The 19,041-nt window shown below is 69.7% G+C and carries 12 protein-coding genes; 9 read left to right on the top strand and 3 right to left on the bottom strand.

All coding sequences use genetic code 11. The features are described 5' to 3' along the window. Nucleotides 1-179: 179 nt before the first annotated feature. The 4 genes from ACLBKU_RS00465 (at nucleotide 180) to ACLBKU_RS00480 (ending at nucleotide 5,491) form a co-directional block, all read left to right on the top strand. Nucleotides 180-2,345, top strand: a complete 2,166-nt coding sequence (locus tag ACLBKU_RS00465) for a sodium-translocating pyrophosphatase (protein WP_410177564.1) — start codon at nucleotides 180-182, stop codon at nucleotides 2,343-2,345. A 182-nt stretch (nucleotides 2,346-2,527) separates the two neighbouring features. Continuing rightward, nucleotides 2,528-3,670: a GNAT family N-acetyltransferase gene (locus ACLBKU_RS00470; RefSeq protein ID WP_410177565.1), complete on the top strand. Its 1,143-nt coding sequence runs from the start codon at nucleotides 2,528-2,530 to the stop codon at nucleotides 3,668-3,670. Continuing rightward, a complete protein-coding gene (locus tag ACLBKU_RS00475) occupies nucleotides 3,667-4,545 on the top strand; it encodes a cupin-like domain-containing protein (RefSeq protein WP_410177566.1) in 879 nt (292 codons plus the stop codon). Before ACLBKU_RS00470 ends, ACLBKU_RS00475 begins: the two co-directional genes overlap by 4 nt. Before the next feature lie 22 nt (nucleotides 4,546-4,567). Next, nucleotides 4,568-5,491 (top strand): acyl-CoA thioesterase, encoded by a 924-nt coding sequence (locus ACLBKU_RS00480; RefSeq protein ID WP_410177567.1) that lies wholly within the window; start codon nucleotides 4,568-4,570, stop codon nucleotides 5,489-5,491. An 11-nt stretch (nucleotides 5,492-5,502) separates the two neighbouring features. Here the strand turns inward: ACLBKU_RS00480 and ACLBKU_RS00485 are convergent, their stop codons facing one another. Further along, nucleotides 5,503-6,318: a universal stress protein gene (locus tag ACLBKU_RS00485; protein ID WP_410177568.1), complete on the bottom strand. Its 816-nt coding sequence runs from the start codon at nucleotides 6,316-6,318 to the stop codon at nucleotides 5,503-5,505. Between the two features lie 140 nt (nucleotides 6,319-6,458). On the opposite strand from ACLBKU_RS00485, the gene ACLBKU_RS00490 reads away from it, so the two are divergent. The 3 genes from ACLBKU_RS00490 to ACLBKU_RS00500 all read left to right on the top strand — a co-directional run bounded on the left by ACLBKU_RS00490 (nucleotide 6,459) and on the right by ACLBKU_RS00500 (nucleotide 11,019). Further along, a complete protein-coding gene (locus ACLBKU_RS00490; protein ID WP_410177569.1) occupies nucleotides 6,459-7,955 on the top strand; it encodes a carotenoid oxygenase family protein in 1,497 nt (498 codons plus the stop codon). Nucleotides 7,956-8,078: 123 nt separating this feature from the next. Beyond that, nucleotides 8,079-9,899: a DUF885 domain-containing protein gene (locus ACLBKU_RS00495; protein WP_410177570.1), complete on the top strand. Its 1,821-nt coding sequence runs from the start codon at nucleotides 8,079-8,081 to the stop codon at nucleotides 9,897-9,899. 178 nt (nucleotides 9,900-10,077) lie between these two features. Continuing rightward, a complete protein-coding gene (locus ACLBKU_RS00500; RefSeq protein WP_410177571.1) occupies nucleotides 10,078-11,019 on the top strand; it encodes an OmpA family protein in 942 nt (313 codons plus the stop codon). A 56-nt stretch (nucleotides 11,020-11,075) separates the two neighbouring features. Here the strand turns inward: ACLBKU_RS00500 and uvrC are convergent, their stop codons facing one another. Continuing rightward, entirely contained in the window at nucleotides 11,076-13,043 is a 1,968-nt protein-coding gene (gene uvrC / locus ACLBKU_RS00505) for an excinuclease ABC subunit UvrC (protein ID WP_410177572.1), read from the bottom strand. A gap of 125 nt (nucleotides 13,044-13,168) precedes the next feature. On the opposite strand from uvrC, the gene ACLBKU_RS00510 reads away from it, so the two are divergent. Further along, nucleotides 13,169-14,419, top strand: a complete 1,251-nt coding sequence (locus ACLBKU_RS00510) for an APC family permease (RefSeq protein WP_410177573.1) — start codon at nucleotides 13,169-13,171, stop codon at nucleotides 14,417-14,419. A gap of 21 nt (nucleotides 14,420-14,440) precedes the next feature. Then, nucleotides 14,441-15,634 carry an NAD(P)/FAD-dependent oxidoreductase gene (locus ACLBKU_RS00515; protein WP_410177574.1) on the top strand — a complete coding sequence of 398 codons (1,194 nt, stop codon included), beginning with the start codon at nucleotides 14,441-14,443 and terminating at the stop codon, nucleotides 15,632-15,634. On the opposite strand, the gene ACLBKU_RS00520 is transcribed toward ACLBKU_RS00515, so the two are convergent. After that, entirely contained in the window at nucleotides 15,631-18,840 is a 3,210-nt protein-coding gene (locus ACLBKU_RS00520; protein ID WP_410177575.1) for a hypothetical protein, read from the bottom strand. The genes ACLBKU_RS00515 and ACLBKU_RS00520 overlap by 4 nt on opposite strands. Nucleotides 18,841-19,041 lie beyond the last annotated feature (201 nt).

Below are 19,041 nucleotides of genomic sequence, written 5' to 3' on the forward strand. Positions count from 1 at the left end.
CCGGCGGCCGCCTCCTCACAAAACTGCTGGATTCGTCGCATTCCGGGGATTGGCCCTGCGCGAGAGGCTTGCCAGCCTTGGGCGAGCGCCTATGACTGTGCGCCCAGCGCCCGAGGGATCAAGACGAGGCGCGTGCACCCCCGCGGGGGTAGCATCATAATAACGAGAGGGGATTGCTCGTGAATCTATTGCTCATTTCGATTGGGCTGGGGGTGCTTGCCATTGTCTACGGCATCGTCACCAGCTCGCAGGTGCTCGGCGCCAGCGCCGGGAACGCGCGGATGCAGGAAATCGCCGCCGCGATCCAGGAAGGCGCGCAGGCCTACCTGAACCGTCAATACACCACCATCGCGATCGTCGGCGTCGTCGTCGCCGCGATCGTCGCCTTCGCGCTCGGGAGCACGGCGGCGATCGGCTTCGTCACCGGCGCGGTGCTCTCGGGCGTCGCGGGCTATATCGGCATGAACATCTCGGTGCGCTCCAACGTGCGCACCGCCGAAGCCGCCAGCCAGGGCCTCCAGGCCGGCCTCACCCTCGCCTTCCGCGCGGGCGCGATCACCGGGATGCTGGTCGCCGGCCTCGCGCTGCTCGCCATCGCGGTGTTCTTCTACGTGATGGTGGGGCCCATGGGCCTCACCCCCTCGAGCCGCACCGTGATCGACGGCCTCGTCGGCCTCGCCTTCGGGGCCTCGCTGATCTCGATCTTCGCGCGCCTCGGCGGCGGGATCTTCACCAAGGCGGCCGACGTCGGCGCCGACCTCGTCGGCAAGGTCGAGGCGGGCATCCCCGAGGACGATCCGCGCAACCCGGCGGTGATCGCGGACAACGTCGGCGACAACGTCGGCGACTGCGCCGGGATGGCCGCGGACCTCTTCGAAACCTACGTCGTCACCGTCGGCGCCACCATGGTGCTGACCGCGCTGCTGCTGACCGGCCTCGGCGACCTCTTGCTGCCGATGATGGCGCTGCCGCTGCTGATCGGCGGCGTGTGCATCGTCACCTCGATCCTCGGCACCTACTTCGTGCGCCTCGGCGGCGGGACCAACGTGATGGGGGCCATGTACAAGGGCTTCATCGTCACCGCCGTGACCTCGATCCCGGCGATCTACGCGGTGATGCAGTTCGCTCTGGGAGACATGAACACCCCGCTCAACGGCGTCGCTGAGACGGTCGAGGCCGCGGTCGATCCGGTGACGGGCGAGGCGGTCGTCGCGGCCGCCACCACGCTCGGCTTCACCGGCATGGACCTGTTCCTTTGCGCCTTGCTCGGCCTTGCCATCACCGGCCTCATCATCTGGATCACCGAGTACTACACCGGCACCAAGTTCCGCCCGGTGCGCTCGATCGCCAAGGCCTCGGAAACCGGCCACGGCACCAACGTGATCCAGGGCCTCGCGATCAGCCTCGAGGCGACCGCTCTGCCGACGCTGGTGATCGTCGCGGGGATCATCATCGCCTATGGCCTCGCGGGCCTGATGGGGATCGCCTATGCGGCGACCGCGATGCTGGCATTGGCCGGCATGGTCGTGGCGCTCGACGCCTATGGCCCGGTCACCGACAACGCCGGCGGCATCGCCGAGATGTCGGGGCTCGACGACAGCGTGCGCGAGAAGACCGACCTGCTCGATGCGGTGGGCAACACCACCAAGGCGGTGACCAAGGGCTATGCGATCGGTTCGGCGGGCCTCGGCGCGCTTGTGCTGTTCGCGGCCTACACGACGGACCTTCGGACCTTCTTCCCCGATGCCGACGTGAACTTCAGCCTCGAGAACCCCTTCGTGATCGTCGGCCTGCTGCTCGGCGCGCTGCTGCCTTACCTCTTCGGGGCGATGGGCATGACCGCAGTCGGCCGCGCGGCGGGCGACGTGGTGGTCGACGTGCGCGAGCAGTTCCGCACCAACCCGGGGATCATGGCGGGCACCTCGAAGCCCGACTATGCCCGCACCGTCGATCTCGTCACCAAGGCGGCGATCAAGGAGATGATCATCCCCTCGCTGCTCCCGGTGCTCGCGCCCGTGGTGGTGTATTTCGTGATCACCGCCATCGCCGGGCAGGACAACGGCTTCGCGGCGCTCGGCGCGCTGCTGCTCGGCGTGATCGTGGGCGGGCTGTTCGTCGCGCTCTCGATGACCGCCGGCGGCGGGGCGTGGGACAACGCCAAGAAGTACATCGAGGACGGCAACCACGGCGGCAAGGGCTCGGAAGCCCACAAGGCCGCGGTGACCGGCGACACGGTCGGCGACCCCTACAAGGACACCGCCGGCCCGGCCGTGAACCCGATGATCAAGATCACCAACATCGTCGCCCTGCTGCTGCTCGCGGCGCTGGCGCATGGTGCCGCCTGATCCCCTGACCTCGGCTTGAGCATTCAAACCCCGTCGGGAGCGATCCCGGCGGGGTTTATCTTTGCCCGCGGCGTTGTCCCCGCTTCGGACACGGCCAGCACGCGCTGAGGCTTTCTTAATCGCGCTGTGCCATCACCGCCCGGGAAAGCCCCGAGGGGCGCGGCACGGCAGGGTCAACGGCGATGGAGATGCAACCGGCGGGCAGTTTCGCTCGGGCAGCGGCGGCTCCGGGCGAACTGCGCCTGCTGACCCTCGCCGAGCTTACCGAGCCCGCGTTCCTCGCCAGTTGGGAGCGCCTCGTCGCCCGCGCCTCGGAGCCCAATCCCTTCTTCGAGCCGTGGTTCCTGCTCCCCTCGCTGCGCGGCTTCGATGCGGCGGGTGCGGTGCGGGTGGCGGCCTGGTTCGACGGCGGGAGGCTCGCCGGCCTTCTGCCGCTCCAGCGCAGCGCCGCCTATTACGGCCACCGCGTGCCGCACCTGTGCGGCTGGCTCCACCCCAATGCGTTCGGCGGCGTGCCGTTGATCGCCGCGGGGCACGAGGAGGCCTTCTGGCGCGCGCTCCTCGCCCATTGCGACCGTCATCCGGGCGCAGCGCTCTTCGCGCATTTCCCGCTGCTCCCCGCCGAGGGCCCCGCCCATGCCGCGCTGCTGCGGGTGCTCGCCGCCGAGGGCCGCGCGCACTACGCCAGCGCCGAGGAGACCCGCGCGCTGCTCGCGGGGACAAGCGGCGCGGCCGACTATCTCGCGCACGCCCTGTCGCCCAAGAAGCGCAAGGAGCTGCGCCGCCAGCGCAACCGCCTCGCCGAGGAGGGGGCGCTTACCATCGAGCGGCTCGAGGGCGACGAGGACCTCGCCGCATGGACCGCCGAGTTCCTCGCCCTGGAGGCCGCCGGGTGGAAGGGCGAGGCGGGCTCCGCGCTCGCCTGCGCGCCCGCAACGCAGGCGCTGTTCGCCGAGACCCTCGAAGGCGCCGCCGCCGCGGGACGGCTCGAGCGGCTTGCGCTGCGGCTCGACGGGCGGGCGGTCGCGATGCTCGTCAACTTCATCACCCCGCCCGGCGCCTTCAGCTTCAAGACCGCCTTCGACGAGGCCTATGCCCGCTTCTCGCCGGGGATGCTGCTGCAACTCGAGAACCTCGCGCTGATCGAGCGCCCCGGGGTGCGCTGGGCCGACAGCTGCGCTGCCGAGGGCCACCCGATGATCGAGCGCCTGTGGCGCGATGGCCGCCGCATGGTGAGCCGCAACATCGCCATCGGCGGGCCGCTCCGCCGCGCCGCCTTCCGCCTGCTGATGGCCTACGAGACCCGACCGAGGAGACCCTCATGAACGCTCCCGCAAACTTCGCCGATGCCCTGTCGGACCCGGTCTTCGACGCCGCCGCGCGCGCGCGGTTCGCCCGGCATTACCCCGAGCAGCCGCACATCCTGCGCCACGGCCTGACCCACCACCCGCTGCTCGAGATCGAGGCGCTGGCCGGGCTCGCCGAGCGCCTGCCCCTCGCCTCGGTCGAATACAACCGCGGCGATCTGCCGATCGGGGTCGACGGCAAGCCCGGTTCCAACGGTCTGACCATCGCCGAGACGATCCGCCAGGTCGCCGAGGCGGAGAGCTGGGCGGTGCTCAAGAACATCGAGCAGGTGCCCGAATACCGGGACCTGCTGCTGGGCCTCCTCGAGGAGATCCGCCCCGAGATCGAGGCCGCGACCGGCGCGATGCTGACACCGCAGGGCTTCGTCTTCGTCTCCTCGCCGAACGCGGTCACGCCCTACCACTTCGATCCCGAGCACAACATCCTGCTCCAGATCCGCGGGACCAAGACGATGACCCAGTTCCCCGCAGGCGACACCCGCTTCGTGCCCGACGCAGCGCACGAGACCTACCATTCGGGCGGCCCGCGCGAGTTGCAGTGGGACGAGGCTTTCCTCCCCCACGGCACCGAATTCCCGCTCACGCCGGGCGAGGCGCTGTTCGTGCCGGTCATGGCCCCGCACTTCGTGAAGAACGGCCCCGCGCCGTCGGTCTCGCTCTCGATCACCTGGCGCTCCGAGTGGTCCTATCGCGAGAGCGAGGCGCGCATCCTCAATGCGATGCTGCGCGCGCGCGGGTTCTCGCCCAAGGCCCCGGGGCGCTTCCCCCGGCAGAACTACGCGAAGGCTTACGTCTTCCGGGTGCTGCGGAAGCTGGGATTGACGGGAACGTAAACCCGCCGCATGGCGGCGTGCCATGACCGAAACGCCCACCACTGACGAACTGGTCGCAGGCCTCGTCCGCCTGCTCACCGTGGAGAAGCGCGCCGCCGACGTCTTTGCCGGCCCGCCGCAGGCCGACGGGATCGGGCGGGTGTTCGGCGGGCAGGTGCTCGCGCAGGCACTCCAGGCGGCGCAGGCGACCGTCGCCGACGGCAAGCGCGCGCACTCGCTTCACGCCTATTTCCTGCGCGGCGGGCGCGAGGGCGCGCCGATCGAATACCGCATCGAACGCGACTTCGACGGCCGGAGCTTCGCCAACCGCCGGGTGGTCGCCTCGCAGGAGAACGAGGAAGGGATCGCCGTCCCCATCCTCAATCTCACCGCCAGCTTCCAGCAGCCCGAGGACGGCCTCGAGCACCTCGATTCGCCGATGCCCGAGGTCGCGCGTCCGGAGGATCTGCGCCCCGACATGGAACTGCGCCGCGAGATCGCCGACCAGTGGGGCGACAAGCTCTCCGAGACCCAGCGCCGCATGATGCTGCGCCCGCGCCCGATCGAGATGCGCACCATCGACCGCCTCCACTGGATGAGCCGCGAACCGAGGGAGCCGCGCGCGCATACCTGGTTCCGGGTCGCGGCGCCGATCTCCGGCACAGCCGACACCCCCGAACTCCACCGCGCGATCATCACCTATGCGAGCGACTACACCCTGCTCGGCACCAGCGCGCTGCCGCACGGCCTCAGCTGGATGCGGAACGAGCTGGTCGGCGCGAGCCTCGACCACGCGATCTGGTTCCACCGCGACGCGCGGGCCGACGAGTGGCTGCTCTACGCCACCGACGCGCCATGGTCGGGCGGCGGGCGCGGCTTCAACCGCGGACGGATCTTCAACCGCGCCGGCGAACTCGTCGCGAGCGTCGCGCAGGAAGGCATGATGCGGCGGCGGGTGAAGGCCTGAGCCTTCCGCCCCTAATGCGCCAGCAGGATCGGCAGCTCCGGCGCGCTCAGCATCTTGCGGGTGACGCCGCCGAACAGCAGCTCGGCGAGGCGCGCGTGGCCATAGGCGCCCATCACGATCAGCGAGCATTCGCGCATCCGTGCCGCGGCCTCGAGCGTCTCGGCGATCCCGCCCTCGCCGCGCGGGATTGCGACCATCTCGCAGTCGATCCCGTGGCGGCTGAGGTAGCGCGCGCCCTCGGTCGAGGGGAGGTCGAAGCCGCCCGGCCCCTCGCCCTCGGCGATGCTCGCGAGCGTCACCTTGCACGAGCAGGCGAGCAGCGACAGCGCGGCGCGCAGGGCATGGGCGCTCTCGGCCGAGCCGTTCCAGGCGACCAGCATCGGCGCGCCGATGTCGAAGCTCTTCGCCTCGCCCGGCACCACCAGCACCGGCGCACGGGCCTTCAGCACCACCTCGCCGACCAGCGACGAGGGACCCCGCCCGCCCATCCCGTTCTCCGCCGGGCCGAGGATCACGAGGTCGGCGAGCGGCGAGGCCTCGATCAGGCGCTGGCCCGCCATGCCGTAGACGAAGTGCCAGTCCCACGGCACGCCCTCGTGCGCAAGCTCGCGCTCGATCGCGGCGCGCTGCGCCTCGGCGTTGTCCCTGATGACCGGGAGCGCCGCCGCCATTGCCGCACCATAGACGTCGCCCGGGGTGAAGATGTCGTAGCTGATCGCCTGGAGGCAGGTGATGTGGCCGTTGGTCTCGCGCGCGATGTCGAGCGCGACCTGGAGGCGGGCGGGGAAGGCGGCGTCTTGGTCGATGTGCAGCAGAATCGATTTCATGGCGGATCTCCCGGTGACGCATCGGGAAATCCTCCCATTCGCCGCCCGAGACCTTGATCCGGGTCAAAATTGGGCGGGGTCCCCTCCCCCTTGCCAGCCGGGGCAGGCTGACGCATCCTCGCGGGCGAGGGAGAGAGACGATGCAGATCATGCGCCACCCGCCGGTGAAGACCAGCCTCGAGCCGTCGAACCACCCCTACCTGACGGGGCCGTGGACGCCGCTGCACGAGGAGGTCGATGTCGCCGAATTGCCGGTGATCGCGGGCGCCATTCCGGACGACATCGACGGCATCTACCTCAGGAACACCGAGAACCAGGTGCATCAGCCGCTCGGCCGGCACCATCCCTTCGACGGGGACGCGATGATCCACCAGGTCGACATCTCGGGCGGCAGGGCGAGCTATCGCAACCGCTTCGTGCGCACGCATTGCTTCGAGGCCGAGCAGATCGCGGGCCGCTCGCTGTGGGGCGGGCTGATGGACCCGTGGGGGACGAGCGTCCGCCCCGGCTTCGGCGCGCATGGCGGCCTCAAGGACACCGGCTCGACCGACATCATCGTCCATGCCGGGACCGCCTATGCGACGCTCTACCAGTGCGGCGAGGCGTGGATGCTCGATCCGGTCACGCTGGCGGGGCGCGGCAAGGCGCCGTGGGTGCCGCTCGACGGCATCTCGGCCCACCCCAAGGTCGACGAGGGGACGGGCGAGCTGATGTTCTTCAACTATTCCAAGCACGCGCCTTTCATGCATTACGGGGTGGTCGACCGGACGGGGCAACTGGTGCACTACGTGCCCGTTCCGCTGCCGGGACCGCGCCTGCCGCACGACATGGCGGTGACGCCGAACTGGTCGATCCTCAACGACATGCCGCTGTTCTGGGACGCCGAGCTGCTCGGGCGCAACATTCACGCCGCGCGGCTGCACAAGGGGATGCCGACGCGCTTCGGCCTGATCCCGCGCCGCGGCCAGCCGGAGGATATCCGCTGGTTCGAGGCCTCGCCCACTTACGTCCTCCATTGGACCAATGCCTGGGAAGAGGGTGACGAGGTGGTGCTCGAGGGCTACCATCAGGCCAGGCCCATGCCCGATCCGCTCCACGAGATGGGCCGCTACAGCCACATGATGGCCTATGTCGACGAGCACTCCTTCCAGAGCCGCCTGCACCGCTGGCGCTTCAACCTCGCGACCGGCGAGACCCGCGAGGAGCGCCTCTCGGAGCGGATCGTCGAATTCGGGATGATCAACCCGCGCTTCGCGATGCGGAAGAGCCGCTACGTCTGGTCGACCACCACGAAGCCCGGCTGGTTCCTGTTCAACGGCTACGTCCGCCACGACACCGCGACGGGCGAGGAACAGGTCTATCGCCTGCCCGAGGGGGTCTATGCCAGCGAGAGCCCGATGATCCCGAGGAAGGGCGGGACGTCCGAAGACTCGGGCTATCTCGTCACCTTTCTGATCGACGAGAACACCGGCACCTCCGAGTGCGCGATCCTCGATGCCTCGGACGTGACCAGAGGCCCGATCTGCCGCCTCGCGCTGCCGCACAAGATCTGCTCGGGGACGCATTCGGTCTGGGTCGAGCACGACCAGCTGCGCGCCGACGCGGCCTTTCATGCGGGCCGCTTCGCCGCAGCGTGAACCACCCCTGCTCGACACCGGTCGAAGCTCCTCCTACCCCCGTCGCACACCCGGTTGAGCCTACCCGACGTGGCGCCTAGCCCCCGCCCCGACACGCCAGATCGACCGAAAGTGACACCGACGATGACCCTGCGCCTCGCCCTCGCCGCCTCGACGGCGCTGCTGCTCGCGGCCCACCCGGCCCTCGCCCAGCAGCCTTCCGCACCCTCCGCCACCACTGCCGCCACGCAGTCCGAGCATGACAGGCTGTTCGCGCTGTTCGAGGATGCCGACGCGCGCGAGCTCGAACTCAATCCCCTCAGTCGCCTGTTCCGCGGCGACGAGGAGAACGCCGGGCGCCTCGGCGACCTCCTGACCGACTCGGCCTTCCTCGCCAGCCGCACCGACATCAAGCTCAACCTCGCGCTGCTCGCGCAGATCGACCGCTCCAAGCTGAACGAGACCGACCAGCTCGCCTACGACGTGTTCAAGTACACGCAGGAGCGCAATCTCGAGGGCTACACCGACGCAATGCGCGCGCTCACCGAGGTGCGGCCATTGAACCACTTCTTCGGGCTGCACACCTTCTACCCGACCTTCGCCAGCGGCACCGGGGTCGCGCCGTTCAAGACCATGGCGAATTACGAGGACAACCTCAGCCGCCATGACGACTACATCGCCTTCGTCGACCGCGCGATCGCCAAGTTCCGCGAGGGCATGAGAAGCGGGGTGCTCGAGACGAAGCTGACGGTGGGGATCATGGTCACCCAGCTCGACACGCAGCTCGCCCAGCCGATCGGCGAGAGCCAGTACATGGGGCCGACCAAGAGCTTCCCCGAGAGCTTCTCGGCCGAGGACAAGGCGCGCCTCACCGCCGCCTACGAGGCCAAGACGAAAGAAATCTACGCCGCCAACACCCGGCTGCGCGACTTCCTCAAGAACGAATACCTCCCCATCGCCCGCGACTCGGTCGGCCTCTCGCAGATGAAGGGGGGCGACAAGCTCTACGCCCGGCTGATCGAGGAATCGACGACCCTTCCCCTTGACGCCGAGACGATCCACGCGCTCGGCCTTTCCGAGGTCGCGCGGATCAAGTCCGAGCTCGAGAAGCTCCAGAAGGAAGTGAAGTTCAAGGGCACGCTCACGCAGTTCTTCGATTATGTGCGCACCGATCCCAAGTTCCAGCCCAAGAGCCGCGAGGCGCTGACGCAGAACTTCTACGCCATCGGCAAGCAGGTCGACGCGAAGATCGGCGCGCTGTTCTCGCTGGTGCCCAAGTCCCCGCTCGAGATCCGGCCCTACGATCCCACCACCGAGAAGTTCGAGGCGGGCGGTTCCTACCAGCAGGGCTCGCCCGACGGGAAGCGTCCGGGGGTCTTCTACTTCAACGCCTACGACCTGCCGAGCCGCCTCACGCCCGGTAACGTGACGCTCTACCTCCACGAGGGCGCGCCGGGGCACCACTTCCAGCTCAGCCTCGCGCAGGAGAACGAGGCCCTCCCTGCCTTCATGCGCTTCGGCGGCACCACGGCCTTCGTCGAAGGCTGGGCGCTCTATGCCGAGACGCTCGGCAACGAGATGGGCTTCTACAAGGACCCGTGGAACCGCTACGGCACGCTTCAGGACGAACAGCTGCGCGCGATGCGGCTGGTGGTCGACACCGGCATCCACGCCAAGGGCTGGACTCGCGACCAGGCGATCGATTTCATGATGGCGAATTCCGGGATGACCCGCACCGAGGTGGTGGCCGAGGTCGACCGCTACATCGCGATCCCCGGCCAGGCGCTCGCCTACAAGATCGGCGCGCTCAAGATCCAGGAACTCAGGAAGCGCGCCGAAACGAAGCTCGGGGCCAAGTTCGACATCAAGGCCTTCCACGCGCAGGTGCTCGACACCGGGGGGCTGCCGCTCACGGTTCTGGAGCAGAAGATCGACCGCTGGATCGCCGCCGAAGCGGCCCGCTGAGCGCCGCAGGCGCGGCCGCGCGGGTCACGGCCCGCCGCATTTGACGCCCCGGTGACCCGCTCCCGCGGGCGCCGGAGCGTCGCCGTTCATCTGCCAGCAAGGCGCTCGCCAACACCGCAAGGCATACCCCCAAGGACGGGTTGCCCCACGCGATGGCGGCCCGCGCAAGCCCAGGAGCATGAACGTGAACACCACTGCCACCCCGATGCGAAAGATCGCCCTGGCGAGCCTTCTCGCCGCCGCCGCCTCGACCGGCCTCTCGGCGCAGGGCCTGCCGCAGGACACCACCCAGACCGGCACCGGCGGCGAGGTGCTGACCACCGTCTATGGCCAGCTGCCCTCGCTCGCCGAGATGCAGGAAGGCCCCAAGGTCACCGGCATGATCACCGCGCGCAAGGGCGCGCGTCTCCAGGTCACCGCCGATGACGGCACCGTGACCCTCGTCACCCTCCACCCCGAGACCGAGATCCGCAGCCGCGGCGGCTTCCTCGGGATCGGCAACAAGACCTTCGACCAGAGCGCGCTCAGCAACGGCATGCCAGTCACCATCAAGACTTCGCAATACGGCGAGGGGCTCGTCGCCAACGAGGTGCGCTTCACCACCGACGACCGCCGGATCGCGGCGATGATCCGCGGCGGCACCCAGCAGCAGTTCGGCGAACAGGGCGAGGCGATCAAGCAGAACGCCGCAGCCACCGAGGCGCTGCGCGGTCGGCTCGGCGACATCGACAAGTACAACCTCGTGAACTCGACCAACGTCTATTTCCAGACCGGCAAGGCGAACCTCACGGAGCAATACAAGGCGCAGCTTTGCCAGGCGGCGCAACAGGCCGAGCAGAACGAGAACTCGCTGCTGCTGGTGCTCGGCTATGCCGACATCACCGGCTCGGCCGACTTCAACCAGACGCTCTCGGAAAAGCGCGCCGCGGCGGTGGTCAACCACCTCCAGCAGGTCTGCAAGTGGAAGCCCTACCGCATGCTCACCCCGACCGGCATGGCGACCGCCGATCCGGCGGCGGACAACTCCACGCCCGAGGGCCGCGCGCAGAACCGCCGCGTTTCGGTCAACGTGCTGGTGAGCAAGGCGCTCGACGAACCCCAGCAGGTCGCACGCCAGTAAGGCGCAGCGCCGGGGCAGAGTGACGCAGGGGGCGGGCCGGAAGGTCCGCCCTTTCGCTATCCGCCGGCGTGGTAGAAGTCGTAGACCTTGCGCGCGACGGTCGCGCTGACCCCGGGCGCGCGTTGCAGGTCCTCGAGCGCGGCGGCGCGCACCTTCGAGGCCGTGCCGAAATGCAGCAGCAGCGCGCGCTTCCTCGCCGGGCCGATGCCGGGGATCTCGTCCAGGGGCGAGGCGGTGATCGCCTTCGAGCGCTTGGCCCGGTGCGCGCCGATCACGAAGCGGTGGACCTCGTCGCGCAGGTTCTGCAAGTGGAACAGCAGCGGCGAGCCCGCCGGCAGCATCTTCTCGCGCCCGTCGGGGAAGTGGAACACCTCGCGCCCCTCGCGCCCGTGCCCCGGCCCCTTGGCGATGCCGACCACCGCGACCTCCTCCGCGAGCCCGTAATCCTCGAGCACGCGCATCACGCTCGACAGCTGGCCCTTGCCCCCGTCGATCAGCATGAGATCGGGCAGCACCGCCTCGTGCCCGCCCGGCTTCGCGTCCGGCGCCGGCTCGCCTTCCCCTTCGGCGAAGCTGCGGAACCGCCGCGCCATCACCTCGCGCATCATCGCGAAGTCGTCGTTCGATTGCGCCTCGCGGATGTTGAACTTGCGGTATTGCGACTTCTCGAAGCCCTCGGGTCCGGCGACGACCATCGCGCCGACCGCCTTGGTGCCCTGGGTGTGGCTGTTGTCGTAGACCTCGATGCGCTGCGGCGGGCTGTCCAATTCGAGGAACTCGGCAAGCTCGCGGTTGAGCCGCGCCTTGGTGCCGCTCTCCGCCAACCGCCGCTCGAGCGCCTCGACGGCATTGCGCTGCGCCTGCTCCATGAGCTTGCGCCGGTCGCCGCGCTCGGGGACCGAAATGCCGACCTTGCGCCCCGCAAGCTCTGAGAGCGCGGCGGCGATCAGCTCGCATTCGGGCAGATCGCGGTCGACGAGGATCGTCGGCGGGGGCGGCACCTCTTCGTAGAATTGCAGCATCACGTCGGCGAGCACCTGCGCTTCCTCGACGTCGGCGGTGTGGCGCGGGAAGAAGGCGCGGTGGCCCCAGTTCTGCCCGCCGCGGATGAAGAAGGCCTGGACGGTCATCTGCCCGCTCTTGGCGGCGAGCGCGAAGACATCGGCATCGCCGAGCCCCTGCGCGTTAATCGCCTGCGAGCCCTGAATGAAGGTCGCCGCGCGCAGCCGATCGCGCAGCATCGCGGCGGTCTCGAAATCGAGGTTCGCCGCGGCCTCGGCCATCTGCCGCTCCAGATCGGCCTGCACCGCCCCCGACTTGCCCGCGAGGAAGTCCTTGGCCTGCCGCACCAGCACATCGTAATCGGGCTCGCTGATCCGCCCGACGCAGGGCGCCGAGCATCGCTTGATCTGATAGAGCAGGCACGGCCGGTCGCGATTGTTGAAGAAGCTGTCGGTGCACGAGCGCAGCAGGAACAGCTTCTGGAGCGCGTTGAGCGTCGTGTTGACGCTCCCGGCGCTGGCAAACGGCCCGTAGTAGTTGCCCTTCGCCCGCCGCGCGCCGCGGTGCTTCTGGATGCGCGGGTAGGCGTGATCGGCGCGCAGCAGGATGAAGGGGAAGCTCTTGTCGTCGCGCAGCAGCACGTTGAAGGGGGGGCGGAAGCGCTTGATGAGCTGCGCCTCGAGCAACAGCGCCTCGGCCTCGGAACGCGTGACGACGATCTCCATGCTGCGCGTCTGGCTGACCATCCGCTGCAAGCGCCCGGAGAGCTGCGCGATCTGGGTGTAGTTCGCCACCCGCGCCTTCAGCGAGCGCGCCTTGCCGACATAGAGCACCTCGCCGCGCGCATCGACCATGCGGTAGACGCCGGGGACGGGCTTGAGCACCTTCACCGTGGCGCGGATCGCCGCCACGCCGGCCTCGAGATCGGGCTGGGCGTTCGCGACCGTCTGGACGGCGCGCGCCTCGTTGAAACGCTCTTGCCCACGCGGATCGTGGGGACTGCCTGCGGGGGTTCGGGCCATGCGCCGGGAGATAGGAGCGGGCGGCGCAAATGGCAAAACTTGCGCGCGCGCCGGAGCGCATTAAGGTGGGCACAAGCGCGAGGGGGGCGCCCACCATCGCAGACACACAAGCCCTGCCCAGGACGATGGGCTTCTGGAGCGCCGCGCTCCTGCCGATCAACGGCATGATCGGGGCGGGCGTCTTCGCGCTGCCCGCGATCCTCGCAGCGCAGGTGGGCAGCTTCGCGCCGTGGATGATGCTGGTCGGCCTCGCGCTGGTCCTGCCGCTCGGGCTGGTGTTCGCCGCGCTCGCGGGCCGGTTCGAGGCGCATGGCGGCCCGGTGCTCTACGCGACGACCGCCTTCGGCAGCTTCGTCGGGTTCCAGGCCGGATGGGCGCGCTATGCCTCGGGCGTGGTATCGATGGCGGCCAACACCCACGTCGCGATCGCCTATCTCGCGGTGCTGTTCCCGGTGCTTGGCGGAGAACAGGCGCGGCAATGGGCGGCGGCGGGGTTCCTCGCTTCGACGGTGATCGTCAACCTGGTCGGGATGCGCACCTCGGTCGGCACGCTCGGGATCTTGACCGCGATCAAGCTGCTGCCGCTCGCCGCCCTCGCCATCGCCGGCCTTGCGCTCGGCGAACCTGCGATCGGCGTGACACTGCCGCCGCTCGGCGAGCTCGAGGGCGTCGTCCTGCTCACCTTCTACGCGCTGATGAGCTTCGAAAACGCGACGATCCTCGCGGGCGAGATGCGCAATCCCAAGCGCGATGCGCCGCGCACCGTGCTGGTGACGCTCGGCGCGGTCGCGCTGCTCTATGCGCTGGTGATCTGGAGCTACCTCGCGATCGGCCCGGTCGATGCCGAGGGCGACAATGCGCTCGCCACAGCCGCGGGCAAGCTCGCGGGGGCCGCGGGCGTTCTGGTCCTGACGCTTGCCGCCGCGGTCTCGATCGGAGCGAACACGCTCGCCGGAGGTCTGGGCCTGCCGCGCCTCACCTTCGCTATGGCCGAGCAGGGCATCCTGCCGCGCATCTTCGCCCATGTCTCGCCGCGGCTGAAGACCCCCGACGTCTCGATCCTGTTCTTCGGCGCAGCGGCGATTGGCGTCAGCCTGCTCGGCGGCTTCACCGTGCTGGCGGTGGCGAGCACTCTCGCCCGCCTCGTCATGTACCTGCTCACCGCGCTGTCGCTGCCGGTGATCGCCGGCCGGAGCGGGGAGCCGCGGGTGTGGTGGCACATCCCGGTGGCGGCGCTCGCGGTCGCCGCGACGCTGTGGGTCGCCGCGCAGGCGAGCCGCGAGGCCTTCGTGATGCTGGCGGCGATGCTCGGCTTCGGCACCGTGCTGTTCCTGTTCGCCCGCGCGGGTGCGATGAGGGCTGCACAAGTCGCCTAGAAGCGCCTAGGCGTGGCCGCGATGCAGGGAGCTGACGTCATCATCCTCGGCGCGGGCGCGGCCGGGCTTTATTGCGCCGGGCAGGCGGGGCAGCGCGGGGTGCGGGTGGCGCTGCTCGAAAAGGCCGAGGCACCGGGCAAGAAGATCCTGATCTCGGGCGGGGGGCGCTGCAACTTCACCAATCTGGGCGCAGGTCCGGCGAACTACCTCTCGGCCAACCCGCATTTCGCCAAGAGCGCGCTCGCCCGCTGCACGCCCGCCGACTTCGTCGCGCTGGTCGAGAAGCACGGGATCACGTGGCACGAGAAGACCCTCGGCCAGCTGTTCTGCGACGGCTCGGCGCGGCAGATCGTCGACATGCTGCTTGCGGAGTGCCCGCCGGAGCGGGTGAGCCTCACCAGCAGGGTCGAGATCGCGGAGGTGTCGCGGGACGACGACGGTCGCTTCACCGTCACCGCCGCCGACGGACGTCGCTGGCAGGCCCCGGCGCTGGTGATCGCCACCGGCGGGCCCTCGATCCCCAAGATGGGTGCGAGCGATTTCGCCTATCGGGTGGCGCGGCAGTTCGGCCTCAAGGTGGTCGAGCCCCGCCCCGCGCTCGTGCCGCTGACGCTGGGGGGCGAGGACGTGCTGTTCCGCGAGCTCTCCGGGGTCGCCGCGCCGGTGCGGGCGCGCGCCGGGAAGGCGGAGTTCGCCGAGGCGGCGCTGTTCACTCACAAGGGGCTGTCGGGCCCGGCGATCCTCCAGGTGTCGAGCTACTGGCGGCATGGCGAGCCGGTCGCGATCACCTTCCTGCCCGACGGCGCCACAGACTGGCTGATCGCCGCCAAGCGCGACCGCCCGCGCGCATCCCTGCGCACCCTGCTGCGCGAGCGGTTGCCGGACCGGCTGGCGGACGCGCTCGCCGACCGGCTCGGGCTCGAGCGTGAGCTCGGCAATGTGGCCGACAAGGACCTGCGCGCGGCGCAGACGAGGCTCGCCGACTGGCGCTTCATCCCCAACGGCACCGAGGGCTATGCCAAGGCCGAGGTCACCGCCGGGGGCATCGCCACCGCGGAGCTCTCCAGCCGCACGATGGAGGCGGCGAAGGTCCCCGGCCTCTACGCGATCGGCGAGGCGGTCGACGTCACCGGCTGGCTCGGCGGCTACAACTTCCAGTGGGCCTGGGCGAGCGGCCACGCCTGCGCGGAGGCACTCGCCCAGAGGTTCGCCTAGAACAGCTTCCGCAGGTCGATTCCCACGTAAAGCCCGAGCGGGTCGATCACGAAGGACTGGTAGTTGATCGGCGTGTCGCCATTCGAATCCCGCACCCGGCGCTGCGCGTCGAACAGGTTGTCGGCGACGAGGCTCACCCGGAAGTCCTTGAGGAAGCCCTCGTTCTTGCCGGTGATCTCGCCGAGATTGGTGAACACGCGAAGGTTGAACGTGACGATGTCGTCAAAGACAATGTCGGTGCTCCCCGGCAGGCCCGAGCCGTCGATCCGGGTGGTGCCGGTGTAGATTCCGGAGAGCCGCACGCCCATGCCCTTGCCGAACAGGCCGGCCTCGAGACGCGCGGAGTTGCGCGGCTGGCCGAAGGCGCTGGTCGCCTGCCCGTCGAGCTGGTCGAGCGGCTGGAGGCCGGGGGCGATGAGGATCTCGTTGGCGAGCTCGAGCGTGTGGGTGAGGTTGAAGAAGTAGCGCCACCCCTGCATGTTGCGCCCCATTGCCAGCGGGTTGAACGCAGGTCCCCCCGCGGGCGCGCCGCCACCGCCGGCTGCGGGAGCGCCGCCCGCAGGCGCGCCGTCGGGGGCCGCGGCGCAGAAGCGCTGCTGGAATTGGGCGATCGCCTCGGGCGGGATCGTGCCGTCGGGCAGGCGCGATCGGTCGAGCGCCATCTTGATGAAGGCGGGGTCGACCCCGGGGAGCTCGGCCGAGACGTCCTCGCCGCGGTCGATCTTGGCGACCAGCGCGGCGATCGCCTCGGTGCCGTTCGGCCCGCAGGCCCGCTCGCGGAAGGCGGCGAACTGGGGCGGCATCCCGCCCGGTGCAGCCTGTCCCGGAACGCCCGGCGCACCCCCGCCCATCATCGACGGATCGATGGCGCAAATGCGGGTCCGGAACTGCGCGAGCTTCGCCAAATCGATCTTGCCGTCCGCCCCGCGCACCCGCGCGAGCATCGGCGCGAGCCGCTGCGCGTCGATCCCCGGATACTCCGCCGAAATGTCCCGTCCGCTGTCGATCGCCGCGGCGACCTTCTCGAGGAAAGCGAGGCCGTCCTCGGCGCACAGCCGGGTGCGGAAGGCCATGAACTGCGCGCGCTGCTCGGGGCTCGGCGCGAAGCCGCCTGCCGGGGGACCGCCCGCACCTGCCGGGGCCGCAGGGGCCGCGCCCGCCGCAGGCGCTGCCGGTGCGCCGCCAGGCCGGCCACCGCCGCCACCGCCACCGCCACCGCCACCGCCGCCTGGGCCGCCGAAGCCGCCCGGACCGCCCGCGGGGGCGCCGATGCTGCCGTTGGTCGAGAGCGTGAACTGCAAGCGGTCCGCCTTGGTCTTCGCGAAGCTCACCGAGCGCCGGTCGACCGCGATCAGCCGGCCGCTCGCATCACGGGTCACGCGGCCGGGGAACGCCGCCTCGATCTCCGAGGTGATCTGCGGAAAGGCGCTCACCACGTCGCTCGAACGGTTGCGGATGTACTCGACCGTCAGCCGGGTGTTCTCCCAGAAGGGCAGCTCCCAGTTGGCGGCGAACTTCCAGTCGCGCTGGGTCTCGGCCGGGAGGTCCGGATTGCCCCCGGTGGTGACGTCCGCCAGCACCGTCTCGCCGCGCACGAAGTCGAACACCGGCACGTTGAGGTTGACGATCCGCGGATTGCCGAGCGCGGTCAGCCCCGGCGCCACCTCGCGCCAGATATAGGTCGCCGACAGGTCGAGCTTGTCGAAGGGCTTCCACGTCAGCCCCGCGTTCCAGTCGCCGAGCACCCCGAAGTCGCTGAGGTCGTCGACCCCGGCCTGGAGGTTGAGCGTGAAGTCGCCGAGCGCATCCGCGAACTCCTCGCGCCGGCTGGTGAGCGGGATCACGAGGTTCGCGCCGGTAGAGAGGTTGCGCCGCGTGAGGTTCGCGCCGAAGGCCGAGCGGGTATCCGAACTCTCGATGCGCTGCCAGTCGAGCCGCACGTCGAAGGTCGCCAGCACCTCGCCCGCAGGAAGCTCGCCGAGCGGGCCTTGCAGCGTGTTCAGCGTCGAGCCGGTGATGACCCGGCTGCGCGCGACGTCGAAGCCGTTGGCGGTGTCGTTCGGCAGGTCGCCGGTCACGCCCAGCGTCCCGGCGAGCGCCGCGTTCTGGAACACCGCAAGCTGCTGCGCGGAGAGGCGCCGGTCGATCTCGGTCTCGGTCTCAGCGAGCGAGGCGTCGAAGGTGCTTGTCAGGCGGAAGGCATTGACCGGCTTGTTGAACGAGCCCGCGGCCGAGACCGTGTCGCTCGAGGTGCGCCGCGCGAGCGGGGTGTCCTCGCCGAAGGTCCTCAGCGTGCCCGCATCGCCGGCATTGCGGCGCAGCACCACGGTGTTGAGCCCGTCGAGGCTGCGGCTCTCGCCGCGCTGGTAGTTGAGATTGGCCGAGAGCGAGGTGCCGCTGTCGATGATCGCCTTGGCCCAGGAGACGTTCCCCTCGACCCCGAAGGTGTCGGCGAGCAGGCTGCGGAAGCGCGCCTGTTCGGGATCGCCGGGCACGCCCGAGACCGAGCCGGGGGTCTGGTCGATCCCGCGTTCGGCCTCGGTGAGGAGGTTGGTGTCCTCGACCTGGATGCTCGCGTTGATCCGCCCGCCATCCTTGATCTGGAGCAGGCCGAGCTGCTGTTCGTTGCGCGCATAGCCGCCCCGCGTCGGCATCTCGTATTCGAGATCAATCTGGCGGTTGGCGTAATTGTCCTTGAGGATCAGGTTGATGACCCGGCGATCGGGCGGAAAGCCGAAGCGCTGGGCGACCTCCTCGGGGAACACCTCGACCCGCGCGAGCGCCTCGGGCGGATAGTTGGCGAACTCGCGGAACGAGCCGATGCGGATGCCGTTGACGAGAATCACCGGCTGCCCCCCGCCGCCGCGTCCGCGCGCCGATCCGGTGCGCGCGCTGATCTGGGCGATGAGATCGGTGATCGAGGTCACGCCCTCGGCGGCGATCTGGGTCTCGTCGAGTTGCAGCAGCGGGGCCTGCTCGACGAACAGTTGCCCCTTGATGCGCCCGGAACGCACCACGATCTCGTTTGGCGAAACGCTCACGTCGCTGGCGCTGGCGGGCTCCTCCTCGCTGGCCGGGACGGCGGGCTCGGGCTGCGGCTGGGCGCCCGCACCGGCTTCGGTGGCAAGTGCGGGGAGCGCGAGCGCGATCCCGAGGGCGCAGGTGCCAGCACGCAGCATCGTGCGGGAGAGGGGGGAGAGGTTCATGTGGTCCCTTCGATGACTGTTCTTCTTGCGGTGCGACCTTTGGCCGCTCCCGTTCGAGGACCTGCCTGCGGTGAAGCCTCGGCGGCCCCGACGCAAGCGAATGCGCGCGCAGAACCCGCACAAATCCCCGCCGATCCTGCGCCTAACGCACGAGCCTTCCCTTTTGGTTCCCGCATCGCTAAAGCGCAGCGCCGTATCGAC

Origin of the sequence: Erythrobacter sp. NE805 (genome assembly GCF_046452355.1) — a bacterium.
Lineage (GTDB): Bacteria > Pseudomonadota > Alphaproteobacteria > Sphingomonadales > Sphingomonadaceae > Erythrobacter.

Excerpts from the sequence above, each read along its gene's own strand:
- ACLBKU_RS00470 (WP_410177565.1), top strand. The coding sequence starts at position 2,528 with ATGGAGATGCAACCGGCGGGCAGTTTCGCTCGGGCAGCGGCGGCTCCG.
- ACLBKU_RS00500 (WP_410177571.1), top strand. The coding sequence starts at position 10,078 with ATGAACGTGAACACCACTGCCACCCCGATGCGAAAGATCGCCCTGGCG.
- ACLBKU_RS00475 (WP_410177566.1), top strand. The coding sequence starts at position 3,667 with ATGAACGCTCCCGCAAACTTCGCCGATGCCCTGTCGGACCCGGTCTTC.
- ACLBKU_RS00510 (WP_410177573.1), top strand. The coding sequence starts at position 13,169 with ATGGGCTTCTGGAGCGCCGCGCTCCTGCCGATCAACGGCATGATCGGG.
- ACLBKU_RS00495 (WP_410177570.1), top strand. The coding sequence starts at position 8,079 with ATGACCCTGCGCCTCGCCCTCGCCGCCTCGACGGCGCTGCTGCTCGCG.
- ACLBKU_RS00520 (WP_410177575.1), bottom strand. The coding sequence starts at position 18,840 with ATGAACCTCTCCCCCCTCTCCCGCACGATGCTGCGTGCTGGCACCTGC.
- ACLBKU_RS00490 (WP_410177569.1), top strand. The coding sequence starts at position 6,459 with ATGCAGATCATGCGCCACCCGCCGGTGAAGACCAGCCTCGAGCCGTCG.
- ACLBKU_RS00485 (WP_410177568.1), bottom strand. The coding sequence starts at position 6,318 with ATGAAATCGATTCTGCTGCACATCGACCAAGACGCCGCCTTCCCCGCC.
- uvrC (WP_410177572.1), bottom strand. The coding sequence starts at position 13,043 with ATGGCCCGAACCCCCGCAGGCAGTCCCCACGATCCGCGTGGGCAAGAG.
- ACLBKU_RS00480 (WP_410177567.1), top strand. The coding sequence starts at position 4,568 with ATGACCGAAACGCCCACCACTGACGAACTGGTCGCAGGCCTCGTCCGC.
- ACLBKU_RS00515 (WP_410177574.1), top strand. The coding sequence starts at position 14,441 with ATGCAGGGAGCTGACGTCATCATCCTCGGCGCGGGCGCGGCCGGGCTT.